The 15,043-nt window shown below is 71.2% G+C and carries 15 protein-coding genes and 1 pseudogene; 12 read left to right on the forward strand and 4 right to left on the reverse strand.

The window, feature by feature from the left end; all coding sequences use genetic code 11:
- Window positions 1–337: 337 nt before the first annotated feature.
- Both KOI35_RS22455 and KOI35_RS22460 read left to right on the forward strand, forming a co-directional pair.
- On the forward strand, window positions 338–1,489 hold the full coding sequence (locus KOI35_RS22455; protein WP_215789636.1) for a sensor histidine kinase: 1,152 nt from the start codon (window positions 338–340) through the stop codon (window positions 1,487–1,489).
- On the forward strand, window positions 1,486–2,112 hold the full coding sequence (locus KOI35_RS22460) for a response regulator transcription factor (protein ID WP_215789638.1): 627 nt from the start codon (window positions 1,486–1,488) through the stop codon (window positions 2,110–2,112). Before KOI35_RS22455 ends, KOI35_RS22460 begins: the two co-directional genes overlap by 4 nt.
- Before the next feature lie 94 nt (window positions 2,113–2,206).
- On the opposite strand, the gene KOI35_RS22465 is transcribed toward KOI35_RS22460, so the two are convergent.
- Entirely contained in the window at window positions 2,207–2,329 is a 123-nt protein-coding gene (locus tag KOI35_RS22465; protein ID WP_015624451.1) for a ribosomal protein bL36, read from the reverse strand.
- A 100-nt stretch (window positions 2,330–2,429) separates the two neighbouring features.
- Between KOI35_RS22465 and KOI35_RS22470 the strand changes: the two genes are divergently transcribed.
- Entirely contained in the window at window positions 2,430–4,073 is a 1,644-nt protein-coding gene (locus KOI35_RS22470; RefSeq protein WP_246613625.1) for a S8 family serine peptidase, read from the forward strand.
- Between the two features lie 259 nt (window positions 4,074–4,332).
- Here the strand turns inward: KOI35_RS22470 and KOI35_RS22475 are convergent, their stop codons facing one another.
- The gene (locus KOI35_RS22475; protein ID WP_215789643.1) at window positions 4,333–4,815 is read right to left on the reverse strand and encodes an NADPH-dependent FMN reductase; all 483 of its coding nucleotides are present in this window, start codon (window positions 4,813–4,815) and stop codon (window positions 4,333–4,335) included.
- Between the two features lie 134 nt (window positions 4,816–4,949).
- On the opposite strand from KOI35_RS22475, the gene KOI35_RS22480 reads away from it, so the two are divergent.
- The 7 genes and pseudogenes from KOI35_RS22480 to KOI35_RS22505 all read left to right on the forward strand — a co-directional run bounded on the left by KOI35_RS22480 (window position 4,950) and on the right by KOI35_RS22505 (window position 11,135).
- Window positions 4,950–5,456 carry a winged helix-turn-helix domain-containing protein gene (locus KOI35_RS22480; protein ID WP_215789646.1) on the forward strand — a complete coding sequence of 169 codons (507 nt, stop codon included), beginning with the start codon at window positions 4,950–4,952 and terminating at the stop codon, window positions 5,454–5,456.
- A complete protein-coding gene (locus KOI35_RS22485; protein WP_215789648.1) occupies window positions 5,453–6,712 on the forward strand; it encodes an FAD/NAD(P)-binding protein in 1,260 nt (419 codons plus the stop codon). The genes KOI35_RS22480 and KOI35_RS22485 overlap by 4 nt, the downstream gene beginning before the upstream one ends.
- A gap of 158 nt (window positions 6,713–6,870) precedes the next feature.
- On the forward strand, window positions 6,871–7,902 hold the full coding sequence (locus tag KOI35_RS22490; protein ID WP_308121123.1) for a S1 family peptidase: 1,032 nt from the start codon (window positions 6,871–6,873) through the stop codon (window positions 7,900–7,902).
- A 438-nt stretch (window positions 7,903–8,340) separates the two neighbouring features.
- Window positions 8,341–9,288 (forward strand): annotated as a pseudogene (locus KOI35_RS49330) (GAF domain-containing protein); the annotation flags it as partial.
- Window positions 9,289–9,393: 105 nt separating this feature from the next.
- Window positions 9,394–9,795 (forward strand): methyl-accepting chemotaxis protein, encoded by a 402-nt coding sequence (locus KOI35_RS49335; RefSeq protein WP_438870623.1) that lies wholly within the window; start codon window positions 9,394–9,396, stop codon window positions 9,793–9,795.
- A gap of 19 nt (window positions 9,796–9,814) precedes the next feature.
- Window positions 9,815–10,420, forward strand: coding sequence for a carbonic anhydrase (locus tag KOI35_RS22500; protein ID WP_215789651.1), 606 nt, complete (start codon window positions 9,815–9,817; stop codon window positions 10,418–10,420).
- A gap of 379 nt (window positions 10,421–10,799) precedes the next feature.
- Window positions 10,800–11,135: a VOC family protein gene (locus KOI35_RS22505; protein ID WP_215789652.1), complete on the forward strand. Its 336-nt coding sequence runs from the start codon at window positions 10,800–10,802 to the stop codon at window positions 11,133–11,135.
- Window positions 11,136–11,283: 148 nt separating this feature from the next.
- Here KOI35_RS22505 and KOI35_RS22510 read toward each other — a convergent pair whose 3' ends face one another.
- The gene (locus KOI35_RS22510) at window positions 11,284–12,138 is read right to left on the reverse strand and encodes a peptidoglycan-binding domain-containing protein (RefSeq protein ID WP_215789653.1); all 855 of its coding nucleotides are present in this window, start codon (window positions 12,136–12,138) and stop codon (window positions 11,284–11,286) included.
- A gap of 272 nt (window positions 12,139–12,410) precedes the next feature.
- Here KOI35_RS22510 and KOI35_RS22515 point away from each other — a divergent pair, with 272 nt between their 5' ends.
- Both KOI35_RS22515 and KOI35_RS22520 read left to right on the forward strand, forming a co-directional pair.
- Window positions 12,411–13,127 (forward strand): hypothetical protein, encoded by a 717-nt coding sequence (locus tag KOI35_RS22515; RefSeq protein ID WP_215789654.1) that lies wholly within the window; start codon window positions 12,411–12,413, stop codon window positions 13,125–13,127.
- Window positions 13,120–13,638 carry a DinB family protein gene (locus KOI35_RS22520; protein WP_215789655.1) on the forward strand — a complete coding sequence of 173 codons (519 nt, stop codon included), beginning with the start codon at window positions 13,120–13,122 and terminating at the stop codon, window positions 13,636–13,638. Before KOI35_RS22515 ends, KOI35_RS22520 begins: the two co-directional genes overlap by 8 nt.
- Before the next feature lie 299 nt (window positions 13,639–13,937).
- Here the strand turns inward: KOI35_RS22520 and KOI35_RS22525 are convergent, their stop codons facing one another.
- Window positions 13,938–14,999 (reverse strand): methyl-accepting chemotaxis protein, encoded by a 1,062-nt coding sequence (locus KOI35_RS22525; protein ID WP_215789657.1) that lies wholly within the window; start codon window positions 14,997–14,999, stop codon window positions 13,938–13,940.
- Window positions 15,000–15,043 lie beyond the last annotated feature (44 nt).

Here is a 15,043-nt window from a genome sequence, read left to right on the forward strand (position 1 = left end):
GGCCGCGCCCACGATCGCCCACGGGTCGCTGGCGGCTGCGCCCACGACGGTCGACGGCCGCGCCCACGATCGCCCACGGGTCGCTGGCGGCTGCGCCCACGACGGTCGACGGCCGCGCCCACGATCGTCGGCGAACTCGTCGCGGCAGTAGCACATTCGGCGCGCCGCAGCCCGGTTGTCCACAGCGCGGGCTTGTCCACAGCGAGACGCTCGGTGCCCCGCGCGCGGCCGCTGATCTTGGCAGAATCGACGGTGGCGGGGGCCCCCTTGGGAGGGTGGGAACTGTGTGGTGTCCACGTGTACAAGGGCTGACCTGGGAAGGCCTAGGCTGAGCGCCATGGGTTGGCTGGGACGGCTCTTCGACAAGCGGGACACCTGGGCCCGCCTGTTCCTGCTCGATCTCACCGGGCTCAGCTATCTGCTCTTCACCCCGGACGGGCACGCCGTCAGCTCTCCGACTCAATGGGTGCTGGCCGTCATCGCCTTTGTCGCGCTTCCTCTGCTCGGGCAGCGGCCGGCCGTCAACTTCGTGGTGCAGACCGGCCTGCTCGTCGCCGCCTGTCTGCTTGTCGACGACCCGACGATCAACCAGGTGGGCAGCAGCTGGGCCTTGGGCGAGCTCGTCGTGTGGGCGGCCCTGCCCCGCACCTACGTGGCCGGCGCCGCGCTGCTCACCGCGGTCTACGTGGCTCTGAAGGTCGTCCCGGACCAGTCCGGGTTCAAGGACGGGATCTTCAGCCTGATCTTCCCGGTCGGGCTTCCGTTGCTGTTCGGGCTGGTCGTGCGCACCTCGCGGGAGCTCAGCCGCCAGGCCGAGCAGCGGGTCGAGATGGAAAACCGGGCGGCCCGGGCCGATGAGCGCAGCGCCATCGCGCGGGAGTTGCACGACGTGGTCGCGCACCACGTGGCTTCCATGGTGTTGCGGGTCGGGGTGGCCCGGCACGTGCTCCCCGACCTGGATCCGCGGGTGGCCGAGGTGCTCGACGACGTGCACGGCACCGGCACGGCCGCGCTCGGCGATCTGCGGCGGCTGGTGGCCGTGCTGCGTGACGACGGCGAGGTGCGGGACGCGGCGCTCACCGCGATCGAGCCGGGCGCGCTGCCCGCCGCGTTGGGGGCGGCCGTCGACATCGCGCGGCGTGCCGGGCTGACCGTGGAGGCGGACATCGACGAGGCGGTCACGACCCTTGATTCCGTACGCGGTCTGGCCGTGCTCCGGCTCACCCAGGAGGCACTGACCAATGTGGCCAAGCACGCCGGCCCGTCCGCGCACGCCCGGCTGCGCGTCGCCGTCGAGGGCGGCAACGTGATCTGGGAGGTGTCGGACGACGGCGGCCCGGACACCACGGCCAAGCCGCCACCCGGCGGCGGGCACGGGCTGACCGGCATGCGGGAGCGGGTCGAGGTGCTCGGCGGCGAGCTGACCGCGGGACCGGCGGGCCGGGGCTGGCGGGTCGGCACGGTGCTGCCGGTGGGGGCCACCGCGTGATCCGGGTGCTTCTCGTCGACGACCAGCAGCTGATCCGGGCCGGGCTGCGCATGCTGTGTGACGCCGAACCCGACCTCGAGGTGGTGGGCGAGGCCGGCAACGGCAGGGAGGCGATCGACCAGGCGGCCCGGCTCGCACCTGACGTCATCGTGATGGATCTGCGGATGCCCGGCGTCGACGGGATCAGTGCCACCAGCCGGGTGCTGGCCGAGCGGCCGGCCACCCGGGTGCTGGTGCTGACCACGTTCGGCGACGACGACCACCTCTACCCGGCGCTGAACGCGGGGGCGTGCGGGTTCCTGCTCAAAGATGCGCCACCCGAGGAGTTGCTCGACGGCATCCGGCGGGCCGCCGCGGGGGACAGCCCGTTCAGCCGGGACGTGCTGCGCCGCCTGGTGACACGCGCCACAAACGCGGGCGTGCAGCGTTCGCGGCCGGTCGAGGGGCTCACGGCGCGCGAGCAGAGCGTGCTCGAGTTGGTGGGGGAGGGGCTGTCCAACACCGAGATCGCCGAGCGGCTGCACATCGGCGTCACCACGGTGAAAACGCACATCACGGCACTGATGACCAAGACCAACAGCCCCAACCGCGTACGGCTGGCCCTGCTCGCGCATCAACGATGACAGTGAAAAGCCGGAGCCCCGTGGCGGCGGGACTCCGGCTTTGTCTCTTCCACGTTATCGCGGTTCGCCCCCGGCGTCCCGTGATCGTGCTGTATCAGCCCTGACGGCCGTTCCAGCGCGGGTTCTTCCGGTTGATCACAACCATGCGGCCGCGACGACGGGTGACCACGCTGCCCGGCTTGCTCTTCAACGATCGAAGCGAGTTTCTCACCTTCATACCCAGCGGAACGCCGGGGGCAGGGCCGGTATTTCCGTGGTGCGAGCGGGGTCTTTTCCTCACCTGGACCAGGCCCGGCGCCGATCAGGCGGCCATGCGAATGCGCTCACTTGCCACCGCGGCGGCCGCCGCGGCCGTCGTCGTCATCTCGGGTACCGCCGCCCCGGCCCAGGCTGCCCTGCCCGAAGGCTCGGTCTTCGGCGTGGGCGCTCCCGGCGCGATCCCGGGCCGCTACATCGTGACGCTCAACCAGCCGCTGGCCGGCCAGGCGTCGGCGATGTCGGTCGACGGCGGATCGACCTATGTCGCCGACATGAGCGCCCAGCAGGCCCGCCGCCTGGCCGCCGACCCGGACGTGCGCTTCGTCGAGCAGGACCGCATCCTCACCATCCAGGGCACCCAGAAGAACCCGCCGTGGGGTCTCGACCGGATCGACCAGCGGCCGGTCAAGGCCTCGAAGTCGTTCACGCCGACCGACGACGGCAGCGCCGTGCACGCGTACGTGCTCGACACCGGCATCCGGATCAGCCACGTCGACTTCGGCGGGCGGGCCAGCTACGGCTACGACGCCATCTCGGGCAGCACCAACGCCAACGACTGCAACGGGCACGGCACGCACGTCGCCGGCACGATCGGCGGGACGATCTTCGGTGTGGCCAAGAAGGTGCAGTTGGTTGCCGTACGCGTCCTCGACTGCAAGGGCGAAGGCAGCCTGTCCCAGGTGATCAGCGGCGTGAACTGGGTGACCGCGCACGCCGTGAAGCCGGCCGTGGCCAACATGAGCATGGGCGGCTCGTTCAGCGCCTCGCTCAACGCCGCCGTCCAGCGCTCGATCAACTCCGGGGTCACCTACGTGGTGGCGGCCGGAAACGAGAACGTCAGCGCGGGCCGGATGAGCCCGGCCGGTCTGGCCGCCGCGATCACCGTGGGCGCCAGCGACTCGGCCGACAAGCGCGCGTCGTTCTCCAACTACGGCCCGGCCCTCGACCTGTTCGCGCCGGGCGTGAACATCCGCTCGGACTACTACGCGGGCGACTACACCACGGCCGTGGCCAGCGGCACCTCGATGGCCTCGCCGCACGTCGCCGGTGCGGCCGCCCTGGCCCTGGACGCGTCACCGTCCATGACCCCGGCCCAGGTGCGCAACTACCTGGTCAAGAACGCCACCGCCAGCAAGATCAAGGACCTCAAAGGCTCGCCCAACCGTCTGCTGTTCGTGCCCGCGCCGCCGGCCAAGCCGGTGATCGCGAGCTCCTCGCTGACCGTCACCGCCGGGACCGCGTACAGCGGGAAACTCACTTTGAAGACCTCGCGTCGCGGGAGCTGGAGTGTGGCGTCGGGCCGTCTGCCGTCGGGTCTGACCCTGTGGCCGAGCGGATCGATCACCGGCACGCCGGTCGGACCGGGCTCGGCCACGGTCACCGTGCGCTTCACCGACTACGTGCCGAACACGGTCAGCCGCGCCATCACCGTCACGGTCCGCAAGACCATGCCGGTGATCACGACCAGCTCGCTGCCGGACGCGCAGACCGGTGAGTACTACGAGCAGAGCCTGGCCGTCGCGGGTGGCCGCACCGGCACCTGGTCGCTGGACTCGGGTGCGCTGCCCGACGGGCTGTCGCTGAGCACGGACGGTCAGATCCAGGGCTGGCCGACCACCGCCGGTAGTGCGGGCTTCGCGGTCGCGTTCACCGACGGCTGGGGCACCCGCGCCGTCAAGAACCTGTGGATCAACGTCAACTGAGTCTTCCCGTACGGAATGAGTCGTCCCGCCCGGTCCAACCGGGCGGGACGACTCTGTTGCCAGGCAAGGACAGCAGCCGGCCCGGAAACGAGCCCGAACACGAGTCGAGCCGAGCGAGAAAGGCACCCCCGCCGGACAGGACTCGTCCCGTCCGGCGACCGGGGGCACGGCATCACCGAACGGGACGAGTCCCATCTCGGCGGGGCGGTGCCAAGATCGAACACGCGGAAACGTACGGGGAAGCCCTATCAGTGCCCTGTCACGAACCTGTGGATGAGCTGAACGAGGCCGCGTACTTCTCGGCAATCGCCGCCGAATCGGGCAGGTCGGCCTCGACCACCGGCAGCCCCTCGGCCACGTCGGCGCCCAACTCGGTCAGCAACTGTCGGAGCAGAAGCGAAGCCGCGGCCGCCTGGGGCGCGACCCCCGCCGTCACCACCGGCACCGCCCGCTTGCCGGCCAGGGCCTGCGCGGGCAACTGGTCGAGCAGCACCTTGAGCACCCCGGTATAGCTGCCCTTGTAGGTCGGCGTGGCCACCACCAGCACGTCCGCCTCCTTCAGGGCGGTCACGGCGGCCGCGGTGGCCTCGTCGCCCGGCGTGAGCAGGCCCGGGCCGAGCTCGCCGACCTCGATGAACCGCGGGTTCTCCAGGCCGGCCAGGGCTTTGCCGACGGCGGCGGCGAGGGTGGACGTGCGCGAACCGGGACGCGGGTTGCCGGACACGACGACGAATTGAGTCATGGCCAAAATCCTAGTTCGCCGGTGGGATATGGGCAATGTCGGCGAGATTCCCGCCACGACCCGCCGGTCGGGTCTTAACCTATCTCGCAGATAGGAGATATATTGATCGGGCCGTCACCGGAGGGAGAACCCCCATGTCCGCGCTCGCCGTAGCCCACCCGGCCGTCCCGCGCCGCCGCCTGCACCCCGTCCCCGATGTCTACGAATCGCCGGTCACCCTGACGATCAGCGTCTCGGGGGAGGGGGCCGGCCGGGACCGGGTCGTGGCCGCCCTGCGTGACCTGATGCGTGCGGCCGGACCGGCGGTCGAGGTCAACCTCACCGAGCCGGCCGCCGCGACGGGCGACGGGCTGCGCCTCGACCCGGGCGCGCGTACCGCCGTCCGGGACGGCCGGCCGCTCGACCTGAGCCGCCTCGAGTACGACCTGCTGCTGTTCCTGGCCCGGCACCCGCGCCAGGTGTTCAGCCGCAGTCAGCTGCTGGCCCAGGTGTGGGGTCACACGCACACCACCAACCGCACGGTCGACGTGCACATCAGCCGCCTGCGCACCAAGCTGGCCGACCCCGAGGTCGTGACCACCGTCTACGGGCTCGGCTACCGGCTGTCCGACGACGCCTGCGTCACGGTGGCCGAGCGGTGACGACGGTCGCCGTCGTGGGCGGGGGCTGTGCCGGCGTGCTGGCCACCCGCGAGCTGCTGCAGCACACCGACGACCGGGTCGTGCTGATCGAGCCGGACGAGCCGGGCGGTGGCCTGGCCTACGGGTCGGCCCGCCCGTGGCACCTGCTCAACTCGCGGGCCGGGGCGATGAGTGCCGTGGCCGACGATCCGGGTCACTTCGCGCGGTGGGCCGGCTGCTCACCCGATGACTTCCGCCCCCGTACGGAGTACGGCCACTACCTGCGCTCGGTCTTCGCGGCCCTGCCCGGCGACCGGCTGACCGTACGGCAGTCGCGGGCGGCCGGCCTGTCCGCGACCGGCGTGCTGCTCGCCGACGGCGGGGAGGTCCGGGCTGACCGGGTCGTGGTGGCCACCGGCAACCCGGCTCCGGCCCAGCCGGCGGCCCGGCCCGACCACCCCGACTACATCGCCGATCCGTGGACCAAGGGCGCGCTCGAGGCGATCCCGTCCGACGTGCCGGTGCTGCTGGTCGGGGCCGGCCTGACCGCGATCGACGTGGCGCTGACGCTCACCGCCGAGCGCGACCGGGACGCACCGATCACCGCGGTCAGCCGCCGGGGTCAGTTGCCGCTGACCCACACGGCGGTGGCCGCACCCCCGATCGGGCTCGCGCTCGACGACTGCACGACCCTGCGCGACATCGTGCGGGCGGTGCGGGCCGAGGCGGCACGGGCCGGGGACTGGCGGGCGGTGGTCGACGGGCTGCGGCCGTACCTGGACGAACTCTGGACCGCCTTCACCCCGGACGAGCAGGAGGCGTTCCTGCGTCACCTGGCCCGCCCCTGGGAGTGTCACCGGCACCGGATGGCGCCCTCGGTCGGCGCGCGGGTGGCCACCCTGCGCGAGGAGGGTCGCCTCGAGGTCCGCGCGGGCGGCGTCCGCTCGATCAGCGCCCCGCCCGCCGGTGGCCTGCTGGTCGAGCTCGAGGCCGGGGTGCAGTGGTTCGGGGCGGTGGTGAACTGCGCCGGCCCCGGTCGGCTGCCGGGCGCGGCCGGGTCGTTCGTCCGCAGCCTGCTCGACCGCGGCCAGGCCCGGGTCGGGCCGCACGGACTGGGACTCGACATCGACGCCGACGGGAGCCTGATCGGCGCCGACGGGCAGGTCCAGCACGGTCGCCGGCTGATCGGCCCGCTGCGCCGGGGCGCCCGCTGGGAGACCACGGCGGTGCCCGAGATCCGGGCCCAGGCGCATAACCTCGCCATCCCGGTTTGGTAATACGATTCGCGCTATGTGGGGTGTTTGAGCAGCTCAAGTCGGTTGTGAACGACTTGTGGCAACAATATCCGACTCTTGAACACGAATAGAGAAGTCTCAATACTTCCAGGGCAGGAGGTCCGCCGGTTCCGGCGTACCCCTCACCCCCTGGAGGAACCGTGCTCAACCGGAAGCTGCGCCGGCCGATCGTCGGCCTGGCCGCCTGCATGCTCGTCGGCACCGGACTCGCCGCGTCACCCGCGTCGGCCGCGCCGAGCGGCGACGCCTTCGCCCCCTCTGCCCTGGCCAGCAAGCTCGACGCCCAGTTCGGCGTCAACACCGCCGGGTCCTACATCGACTCGGCCGGCAAGGTCGTGGTCAACGTGACCGACGCCGCCACCGCCAAGTCGGTCAAGGCCTCCGGCGCCACCCCGCGCTTCGTCAGCCGCAGCGGAGCCGAGCTGGCCTCCGCCGACAACGCGCTCAAGTCCTCGCTGAAGACCCCCGGCACCGCCTTCGCCATCGACCCGGTCAGCAACCAGGTTGTGGTCTCGGTCGACAGCACGGTCACCGGTGCTTCGCTGGCCGCCGTCGAGGCCACCGTGGCCAAGCTCGGCGAGAACGCCCGCATCGAGAAGACCGCGGGCGAGCTCAGCGTCAAGATCAGCGGCGGCGACGCCATCTACGCCGGCGGCGGCCGCTGCTCGCTCGGCTTCAACGTGCGCAACAGCGCCGGCACCACCTACTTCCTCACCGCCGGCCACTGCACCAACATCGGCTCGACCTGGACCAACGGTTCGGCCACGCTGGGCACCCGCGCGGGCACCAGCTTCCCCGGCAACGACTACGGCATCGTCCGCTACACCAACACGACGATCACCAAGACCGGTGGCGTCGGCTCGGTGGACATCACCTCGGCCGGCACCCCGGCCGTCGGCGCCACGGTCTACCGCCGCGGTTCGACCACGGGTCTGCGCTCGGGCCGGGTGACCGCCCTGAACAGCACCGTGAACTACTCCGAGGGCTCGGTCTCCGGCCTCATCCGCACCACGGTCTGCGCCGAGCCCGGTGACAGCGGCGGCTCGCTCTACGCCGGTTCGACGGCCCTCGGCCTGACCTCGGGCGGCAGCGGCAACTGCTCCTCCGGCGGCACGACCTACTTCCAGCCGGTCGTCGAGCCGCTGAGCGTCTACGGCGTCAGCGTCTACTGATCGACGTTCCCCCGAGAGACCCCGCCGGCTTCGTTGCCCGGCGGGGTCTTTCTTTTCCGTACGACCTCACTTTCTTCCCCGTACGACCCACTTTCTTTCCCGTACGACCCCACGCCGTCTTCTTCTCGCACGACCTCACTTTCTTTTCCGTGCGGCCCACGCCCTTTCCGTACGACCTCACTTCCTTTTCCGTACGGCCGAACGCCCGCCCGCCTCTCCTCCTGCTCCGGTTTGCTCACCGTTTGGCAATCAGGCCTCCTCAACTGGGTCCGTCCGCGACCGAACTTCTCGGCACTCCGGGTGGCGAGGCGCCACTCTTCCCGACGAGAGGGAGTTGTGGTGCTTCGAAGCAGCAAGCGCGCGGCGGCCGAAAAGGTCGAGGCCGAACTGGCGGAGGCTCGCGCCGACGTCCAGGCGGTCACCGCCATCATGCGGGCGATGGAGAGCGCCGGCTCTCCCCAGCAGGCCATCGGCGACGCGCTCGAGATGGTGCGCAACCTGCTCGGCTGGGCCTACGGCTCGTACTGGCAGCTCGACCCTACGGCCAAGGTTCTGCGGTTCGCCCAGGAGAGCGGCAGCGTCAACGAGGACTTCCGGCGGGTTACCCTCGAGGCCTCGTTCGCCGAGGGCGTCGGCCTGTCCGGGCGCGCCTGGCGCAGCCGCGATCTGGTCTTCGTCACCAACATCGCGGACGTCAAGGACTGCGTACGGGCGCCGATCGCCGCCCGCTCCGGGGTGCACAGCGGCGTCTGCTTCCCGCTGATCGAGGACGACAAGGTCGTCGGCACCATGGACTTCTTCGCCACCGAGGAGCTGAGCCTCTCGGAGGAGCGCCTCTCGGTGCTGCGCGCGGTCGGCCAGCTGGTCTCGAACGCGCTGGCCCGCCTGCACGAGGCCGTCCGGCAGGAGAAGGCGGCCCAGGACGTCGACGCGGTGTCCACAGTGATCCGCGAACTGACCCAGTCGACCAGCCGCGACGCCGCCCTGCGGTCCGCGCTCGAGATCATCCGGTCCGACTTCGACTGGCAGTACGGCTCGTTCTGGCAGCTCGACGAGAGCGAGGGCGTGCTCCGGTTCGCCCTCGAGTCGGGCGACGCCGGAGCCGAGTTCCGCCGGGTCACCATGTCGGCCTCGTTCGCCAAGGGCGTCGGCCTCTCCGGCCGGGCCTGGGCCCGCGACGACCTGGTCTTCGTCGAAGACCTGGGCGAGCTGACCGACTGCGTCCGCCGCCCGGCCGCGCAGGCCGCCGGCGTCAAGTCCGGCGTGTGCCTGCCGATCAAGGTCGGCGGCAAGATCATCGGCACGATGGACTTCTTCGCCACCCGTACGCTGATCATGTACCCGGGCCGGGAGAGCGCGCTGCGCAACACGGCGTTCCTGGTCGGACAGGCCCTGGAGCGCTTCGCCTCGACCGAGCAGCTGCACAGCGCCGGCCGCGAACTGCTCGACTCGATCGGCGAGGTGCAGCGCAACGTCGACGCCGCGGCCGGCGTGGCCGCCCAGGGCGAGCAGCTCACCGTCGAGGCCAACCAGCAGGTCGCCGCGCTCGGCCAGGCCAGCGCCGAGATCAACCACGTGGTGCAGAGCATTCAGTCCATCGCGGCCCAGACCAAGCTGCTCGCGCTCAACGCGACCATCGAGGCGGCACGCGCGGGCGAGTCCGGCAAGGGCTTCGCGGTCGTCGCGGGCGAGGTCAAGGAACTGTCCAGCGAGACCGAGCGGGCCACCACCGAGGTCAGCGCCAAGGTCAACGCGATCCAGGCCCGGGTCGACGCCGTCACCGCGTCGCTCGCCGAGATCCACACCGCGGTCGAGGAGATCAACAACACCCAGCGCCTGATCAGCGGCGTCCTCACCGAGCAGGTCGCCACCACCGGCGCCATCCTCAACTGACGAAATCTGGAGCCCCCACATGACCTCCCCTTGGAATCGTCTCCTCGACGGCAACCGCCGCTGGACCGAGGACCGCAGCACGGCGGCCGGCGACCGCGGCGCCGCCCGGCGCGCCGAACTGAGCGAGTCGCAGGCACCGTTCGCGCTGGTGGTCGGTTGCGCCGACTCCCGCGTACCGGCCGAGATCCTGTTCGACCAGGGCCTCGGTGACCTCTTCGTGGTGCGCACGGCGGGCCACGTGGTCGACGCGGCCGCTCTCGGCTCGATCGAGTACGCGGTCGGCCACCTCGGCGTCTCCCTGATCGTGGTCCTCGGCCACGAGGGTTGCGGCGCGGTGGCCGCGGCGGCCGGCGTGGTCGACAACGCGGCGGTGCCGGCCGGCTACGTCCGCGACATCGCCGAGCGCATCGCCCCCGACGTGCTGCGCGCACGGGCCATGGGCGCCACCACCGCGAAGGAGCTCAGCGCGCAACACTCGCTCTACACGCTCGAGCTGCTGCGCGAACGCTCGGCCCTGGTCGACAACGCCCTGCGCACCGGCACCATCGACGCCGTAGCCGCCCAGTACTGCCTCACCACCGGCGCCGTGACCGAGATCCAGACCCCGGCCCTCGCCGCCGCCTGACCCCCACGACGGACGCCGGTTCCCCCACCGGCGTCCGTCGGTTCCACCCCTGCGGCGTGTGCTGGTTCCCCTACCGGCGTTCGTCGGTTTCACCCCTGCGGCGTGTGCTGGTTCCCCTACCGGCGTTCGTCGGTTTCACCCCTGCGGCGTGTGCTGGTTCCCCTGCCGGCGTTCGTCGGTTTCACCCCTGCGGCGTGTGCTGGTTCCCCTGCTGGTGCTCGTCGGTGCTACCCCGCGGCGTTCGTCGGTTCCCCGCCGGCGTTCGTTGGTTCTCCCCTCTGCGACGTTCGTCGGTGCCCCCTCCGACGTTTGTCGCCGTTCGACCCCCACCGTGTTGGGGAGGCCCACTGTCGATGGTGGGCCTCCCTACCATGGGGTCATGGACCTGTTCGCCGGAATCTCCGTCAGCGACTATTCCGCCTCGCTGGCCTGGTACACCCGGCTGCTCGGCTCGCCGCCGTCATTCGTGGCACACGAGACCGAGTGCGTGTGGGAACTGGCCGAACACCGTTTCGTCTTCATCGAGGAACAGCCCGACCACGCCGGCCACTCCCAGGTCACGATCTTCGTCGACGACCTGGACGGCTTCGTCGAGGCCGCCGCGTCCCGGGGCATCGAGCCGGCCAAGCGCGAGACCTACGACAACGGCGTACGCAAAGCCGACTACCGAGACCCCGACGGCAACGAGGTCAACTTCGGCGGCGCGCCCCTCTGACCGCGCCCGGCCGACACCTTTGCCGCACTCACCCCGCCCGTGCCCAGCGGCGCGCCGCCCTGACGCCGGCGCGAACTCGCTCGGCTCTGCGCTCCGCCGCTCTCACCCCGCCCGTGCCCAGCGGTGCGCCGCTCTGACTCCGCCTGGCTCAGCGGGTCATGACCAACTCGGCCTGACGCTGTGACTCGGTGAAGTAGCCCTCGCGCCGCCGCAGCGCCGCGCACTCGGAGGCCGGCGCCGGCGGCTCGACGCCCATGTAGAGGGCCACCGACGAGTCCTCGCTCAGCTTCGCGACGTCATAGTTGTAGTCGCGCAGCGTGCAGGCCAACTTGTCGTCAACCGCGTACTGCAGGAAGAGCTCGCGCCGATCGGTGGCACCACAGTTCCGTCCGCCGACCGTTCGCGTCGTCATCCAGTCGAGGTAGCCGGCCGCCACATAGATCGAGAACCCGGTGTCGTAGATCAGATGCTCGATGATCTGGTGGTCGCTGAGATCGGTCCGCCCGAACTTCTCCCGGAGCACCATGCGCGCCGTACCGGTCTGGATCTGCGCGATGCCGACCGAGGCGCCCCGGGTCTTGGCCAGCGCCTCCTCGGCCGCCGCGGTCGGCGCGCGCCGCACCGGGTCGAGGTAGTTCCCGCCCTCGTGGTGCAGGATCGCCGCCAGCAGCACCGGGTCGACCCCGACGTCGGCGGCCGCTTTCTCGATCGTGCCGCGCAACTCGAGCAGTTCTTTCTCCCGGCCGCCGAGCTCAGGTGCCTCGGCCGCGGGCGGCGACGAGCCGGCGGGCGGCGACGAGGCAGCGGCGGACAGCGCGTCCGCGGTCACCGCGCCGACCACGCCGTCCGCCCTGATCTGCTTGGCCTGCTGGAAGGCGATGACCGCGTTCAGGGTGTCCTGTCCGAAGATGCCGTCCACGTCGAGAACGAGACTCGTGTCGACCGCCTTGAGACGCTCCTGCAGGGTCACCACGCAGGGCCCGGCGAGCTTCACACCGAGCATGGGGCATCCGGGAAAGCTCCGCTCCTCGCCGGGAGCGGCCCACGCCGGAGCCGGCACGACAGCGGCCGAAACCAGGGCCGTGACGAGGACGGCGGTACGAATTCCGGAGAGCTTCACTGTGGCCTCCCAAGGATCGGCATTGTCAGCGACGTCTACTCCACGGGCCGCCGCTCCACCAGGTTCACCGACCGTCGCGAGCGTGTCGCGAAAGCTTGCGCCGTCCCGTGCGACGGCCGGTGCCTGCTTGCCGGCGCCGCCTAGGCTCGCCACCCATGCACAGGGACCGGTTCGACCAGCTCTTCGACAACGGCCGCACCGCGGTCCTCAGCGGACAGCACCAGCGCGACATTCCGCCGTACGACGGAAGTGAGCGCTGGGGGATCTCGGTGATCTTCCGCCCGGACGACGACGCAGTGGCCCGACTCGACGCGGTCACCCGGCAGGCGATGGCCGTCGCGGGCCCCGGACACTGGCCCACCGGCAATGAGCGGGCACTGCACATCACCGTACGGGCGCTGGAATCTCATCGGACCGGCGTCGCCCCCGATGATCCGGCTGTTGCCCGCTATGGCCGTGCTCTGCGGCGGGCCGCTCGGGAGGCCCGGCCCGCGCGCTTCGGGATCACCGGGCTGACGCTGACGCCTGGGGGAGTGATGGCCTGCCTGCGCCCGGACGACGATGCCGCCGACTCGTTCGCCGCCCGGATCGCCGACGAGCTCGGGGCCGACGCCGCCTATGAAGCGGGCTTCCACCGCGACATCTGGTATTCCACGCTGGTGCATTTCGCCGGTCCTCTCGCCGATCCGCCGGCGCTCGTCGACTTCGTGGCGGCCGCGCGGAGCCACCATCTTGGACCTGTCCGGTCCGACGCGGCCGAAGTTATCCACTGGCGCTACGACGGGCGGCAAACGGTCCCCGAAGTTATCCACAGGTCCACGATGGAGGGCGCGGGAAGGGTCGGGGAGCGGGCAGAATCGCGGCATGGCTGACCATCCGCAGCTGCATCCGTCCGAGCGGGCGCTGCTCGAGCAGTTCCTCGAGGAGCATCGCGCGTCGACGCTGTCCGCGCTCGACGGCTTGAGCGACGAGACGGCGGCCGCGCGCTTGCTGCCGGCGACCGGGATGACCATCGGCGGCATCGTGAAGCACCTCGCGCACATGGAGGACCTGTGGTTCACGCACAAGCTGCTCGGTGCCGCCTGGCCACCGCCGTGGGAGTCCACGGGCGGCGACGAGACGTGGGCCTGGGAGTCGGCGCGCCACGACCCGGTGCAGTCGCTGCGGGAGCTCTATCGATCGGCGTGCGAGCGCAGCCGGATCGCCGCAGCCCGCTTCGACGACCTCGACCATCGGGCGGCCCGGCCCTCGTTCGGCAAGGCACCGGTCAGCCTGCGCTGGATGCTCATGCAGATGATCCGCGAGACCGCCCAGCATCGCGGCCATCTCGACCTGATTCTCGACGTCGTGCGCGCGGGTCAGACCGAGCGCCGACCGACGTGAGGCCACGTCCCGCCGCGGCCCGGCGGCAAGCGGTGGGACCTCATAGTGGGCTGCCTGCTGCGGCAAGACAGAGCGACGGTGGGCTGCTGGACGCGGCAAGTCAGAGCGATGGTGGGCTGGTGGCCGTGGCAAGTCAGAGTGACACTGGGCTGCCGCCCGCGGCAGTGCAGAGCGACGGTGGGCTGTCGGCTGCGGCAGTGCAGAGCAATGGTGGGCTGCGGGCCGCGGCAAGTCAGAGCGATCGTGGGCTGGTGGCCGCGGCCGCGCACAGCTGCGCGGTGGACCCGGTGGCTCGGAGGTCAGCGGTGCGATTCCTCGGTGCGCTCCTCGCCCCGGCGGCGCAGGAGTTTGAGGCCGGGCAGGCCGGCGATGGCGAGGTGCAGGTCTTCGGTGACCTCGAGCAGTTTGTGCAGGTCGGGGCCGACCTGGTCGAGCTTGCCGAGCAGCGGCATCACGTCGTCGACCAGGTGCGACCGCAGCGCCGGGAGCTGGTCGATCATCCGGATCGCGGCCGTCACCTCTTCGGCCGACAGCTCGTCGACGAAGCGCTGGGCCAGCGGGGCACCCTTCAAGAGCGTTCCCGCGTACGCCTCCAACAACCGACTCGCCTCCCGAGCAGCCGCGTCGGCGCGTTCGACCACGCCCTCCGCCCGCGTGCTGACCTGGGTGGCCCGCTCGACGACGCCCTCGGCCGCGTCCGAGATGCCGACGGCCCGCAGCACCACCCCGTCCGCCTTGCCGCTGATCGTGTCGGCCCGCTCCACGATCTTCCCGGCGCGCCCACTGATCTCCTCACCGCTGCCCACGACGGCCCCGGCCCGCCCACTGATCTCTTCGGCCGTGCCCACCACAGCCCCGGCGCGCCCGCTGATGTCTTCGGCCGTGCTGACTACGGCTCCGGCGCGGCCGCTGATGTCTTCGGCGGTGACTACCACGGCGGCGGCTCGGGCGCTGATCTCCTCGGCGGTGACGACGACGCCGGTGGCGCTGGTGGTGATCTCTTCGGCCGAGGTGACGACCCCGGTGGCGCGGCCGGTGATGTCTTCCGCGCTCGCCACGATCGTCTCGGCTCGGGCGCTGATCGCGGCGGCCTGGTCGACCACGCCGGCGGCCGCGGCGGTGATCGTGCGGGCCTCGCCCACCGTTTCCTCGGCCGCGTCGACGATCACGCCCACCCGGCGGATCAGGCCCTCGGCCTCGTCGGCGAGCATCGTCACCCGGCTGACCAGCAACTCTGTCTGGCCGAGGACCCCGATCACCCGCACTGGCAGGGTGGCCACCGCGGCCGCTGTCTCGACCACCTGGCCGACGGTGGAACGGGCAAGTTCGGCGATCGCGGACGGGGACACCAGGAAACGCATGCCACCATCATGCGCCACCACGTCACGTCCGGCTGGCAGTCACC

This window comes from Paractinoplanes bogorensis (assembly GCF_018829635.1).
Taxonomy (GTDB): Bacteria; Actinomycetota; Actinomycetes; order Mycobacteriales; family Micromonosporaceae; genus Actinoplanes; species Actinoplanes bogorensis.

Bases quoted from the DNA above. Each gene is read 5' to 3' on its own strand.
- KOI35_RS22470 (WP_246613625.1), top strand. From the start codon at position 2,430: ATGCGCTCACTTGCCACCGCGGCGGCCGCCGCGGCCGTCGTCGTCATC.
- KOI35_RS22515 (WP_215789654.1), top strand. From the start codon at position 12,411: ATGCACAGGGACCGGTTCGACCAGCTCTTCGACAACGGCCGCACCGCG.
- KOI35_RS22465 (WP_015624451.1), bottom strand. From the start codon at position 2,329: ATGAAGGTGAGAAACTCGCTTCGATCGTTGAAGAGCAAGCCGGGCAGC.
- KOI35_RS22520 (WP_215789655.1), top strand. From the start codon at position 13,120: ATGGCTGACCATCCGCAGCTGCATCCGTCCGAGCGGGCGCTGCTCGAG.
- KOI35_RS22525 (WP_215789657.1), bottom strand. From the start codon at position 14,999: ATGCGTTTCCTGGTGTCCCCGTCCGCGATCGCCGAACTTGCCCGTTCC.
- KOI35_RS22510 (WP_215789653.1), bottom strand. From the start codon at position 12,138: ATGCTCGGTGTGAAGCTCGCCGGGCCCTGCGTGGTGACCCTGCAGGAG.
- KOI35_RS22505 (WP_215789652.1), top strand. From the start codon at position 10,800: ATGGACCTGTTCGCCGGAATCTCCGTCAGCGACTATTCCGCCTCGCTG.
- KOI35_RS22455 (WP_215789636.1), top strand. From the start codon at position 338: ATGGGTTGGCTGGGACGGCTCTTCGACAAGCGGGACACCTGGGCCCGC.
- KOI35_RS22500 (WP_215789651.1), top strand. From the start codon at position 9,815: ATGACCTCCCCTTGGAATCGTCTCCTCGACGGCAACCGCCGCTGGACC.
- KOI35_RS22480 (WP_215789646.1), top strand. From the start codon at position 4,950: ATGTCCGCGCTCGCCGTAGCCCACCCGGCCGTCCCGCGCCGCCGCCTG.
- KOI35_RS22475 (WP_215789643.1), bottom strand. From the start codon at position 4,815: ATGACTCAATTCGTCGTCGTGTCCGGCAACCCGCGTCCCGGTTCGCGC.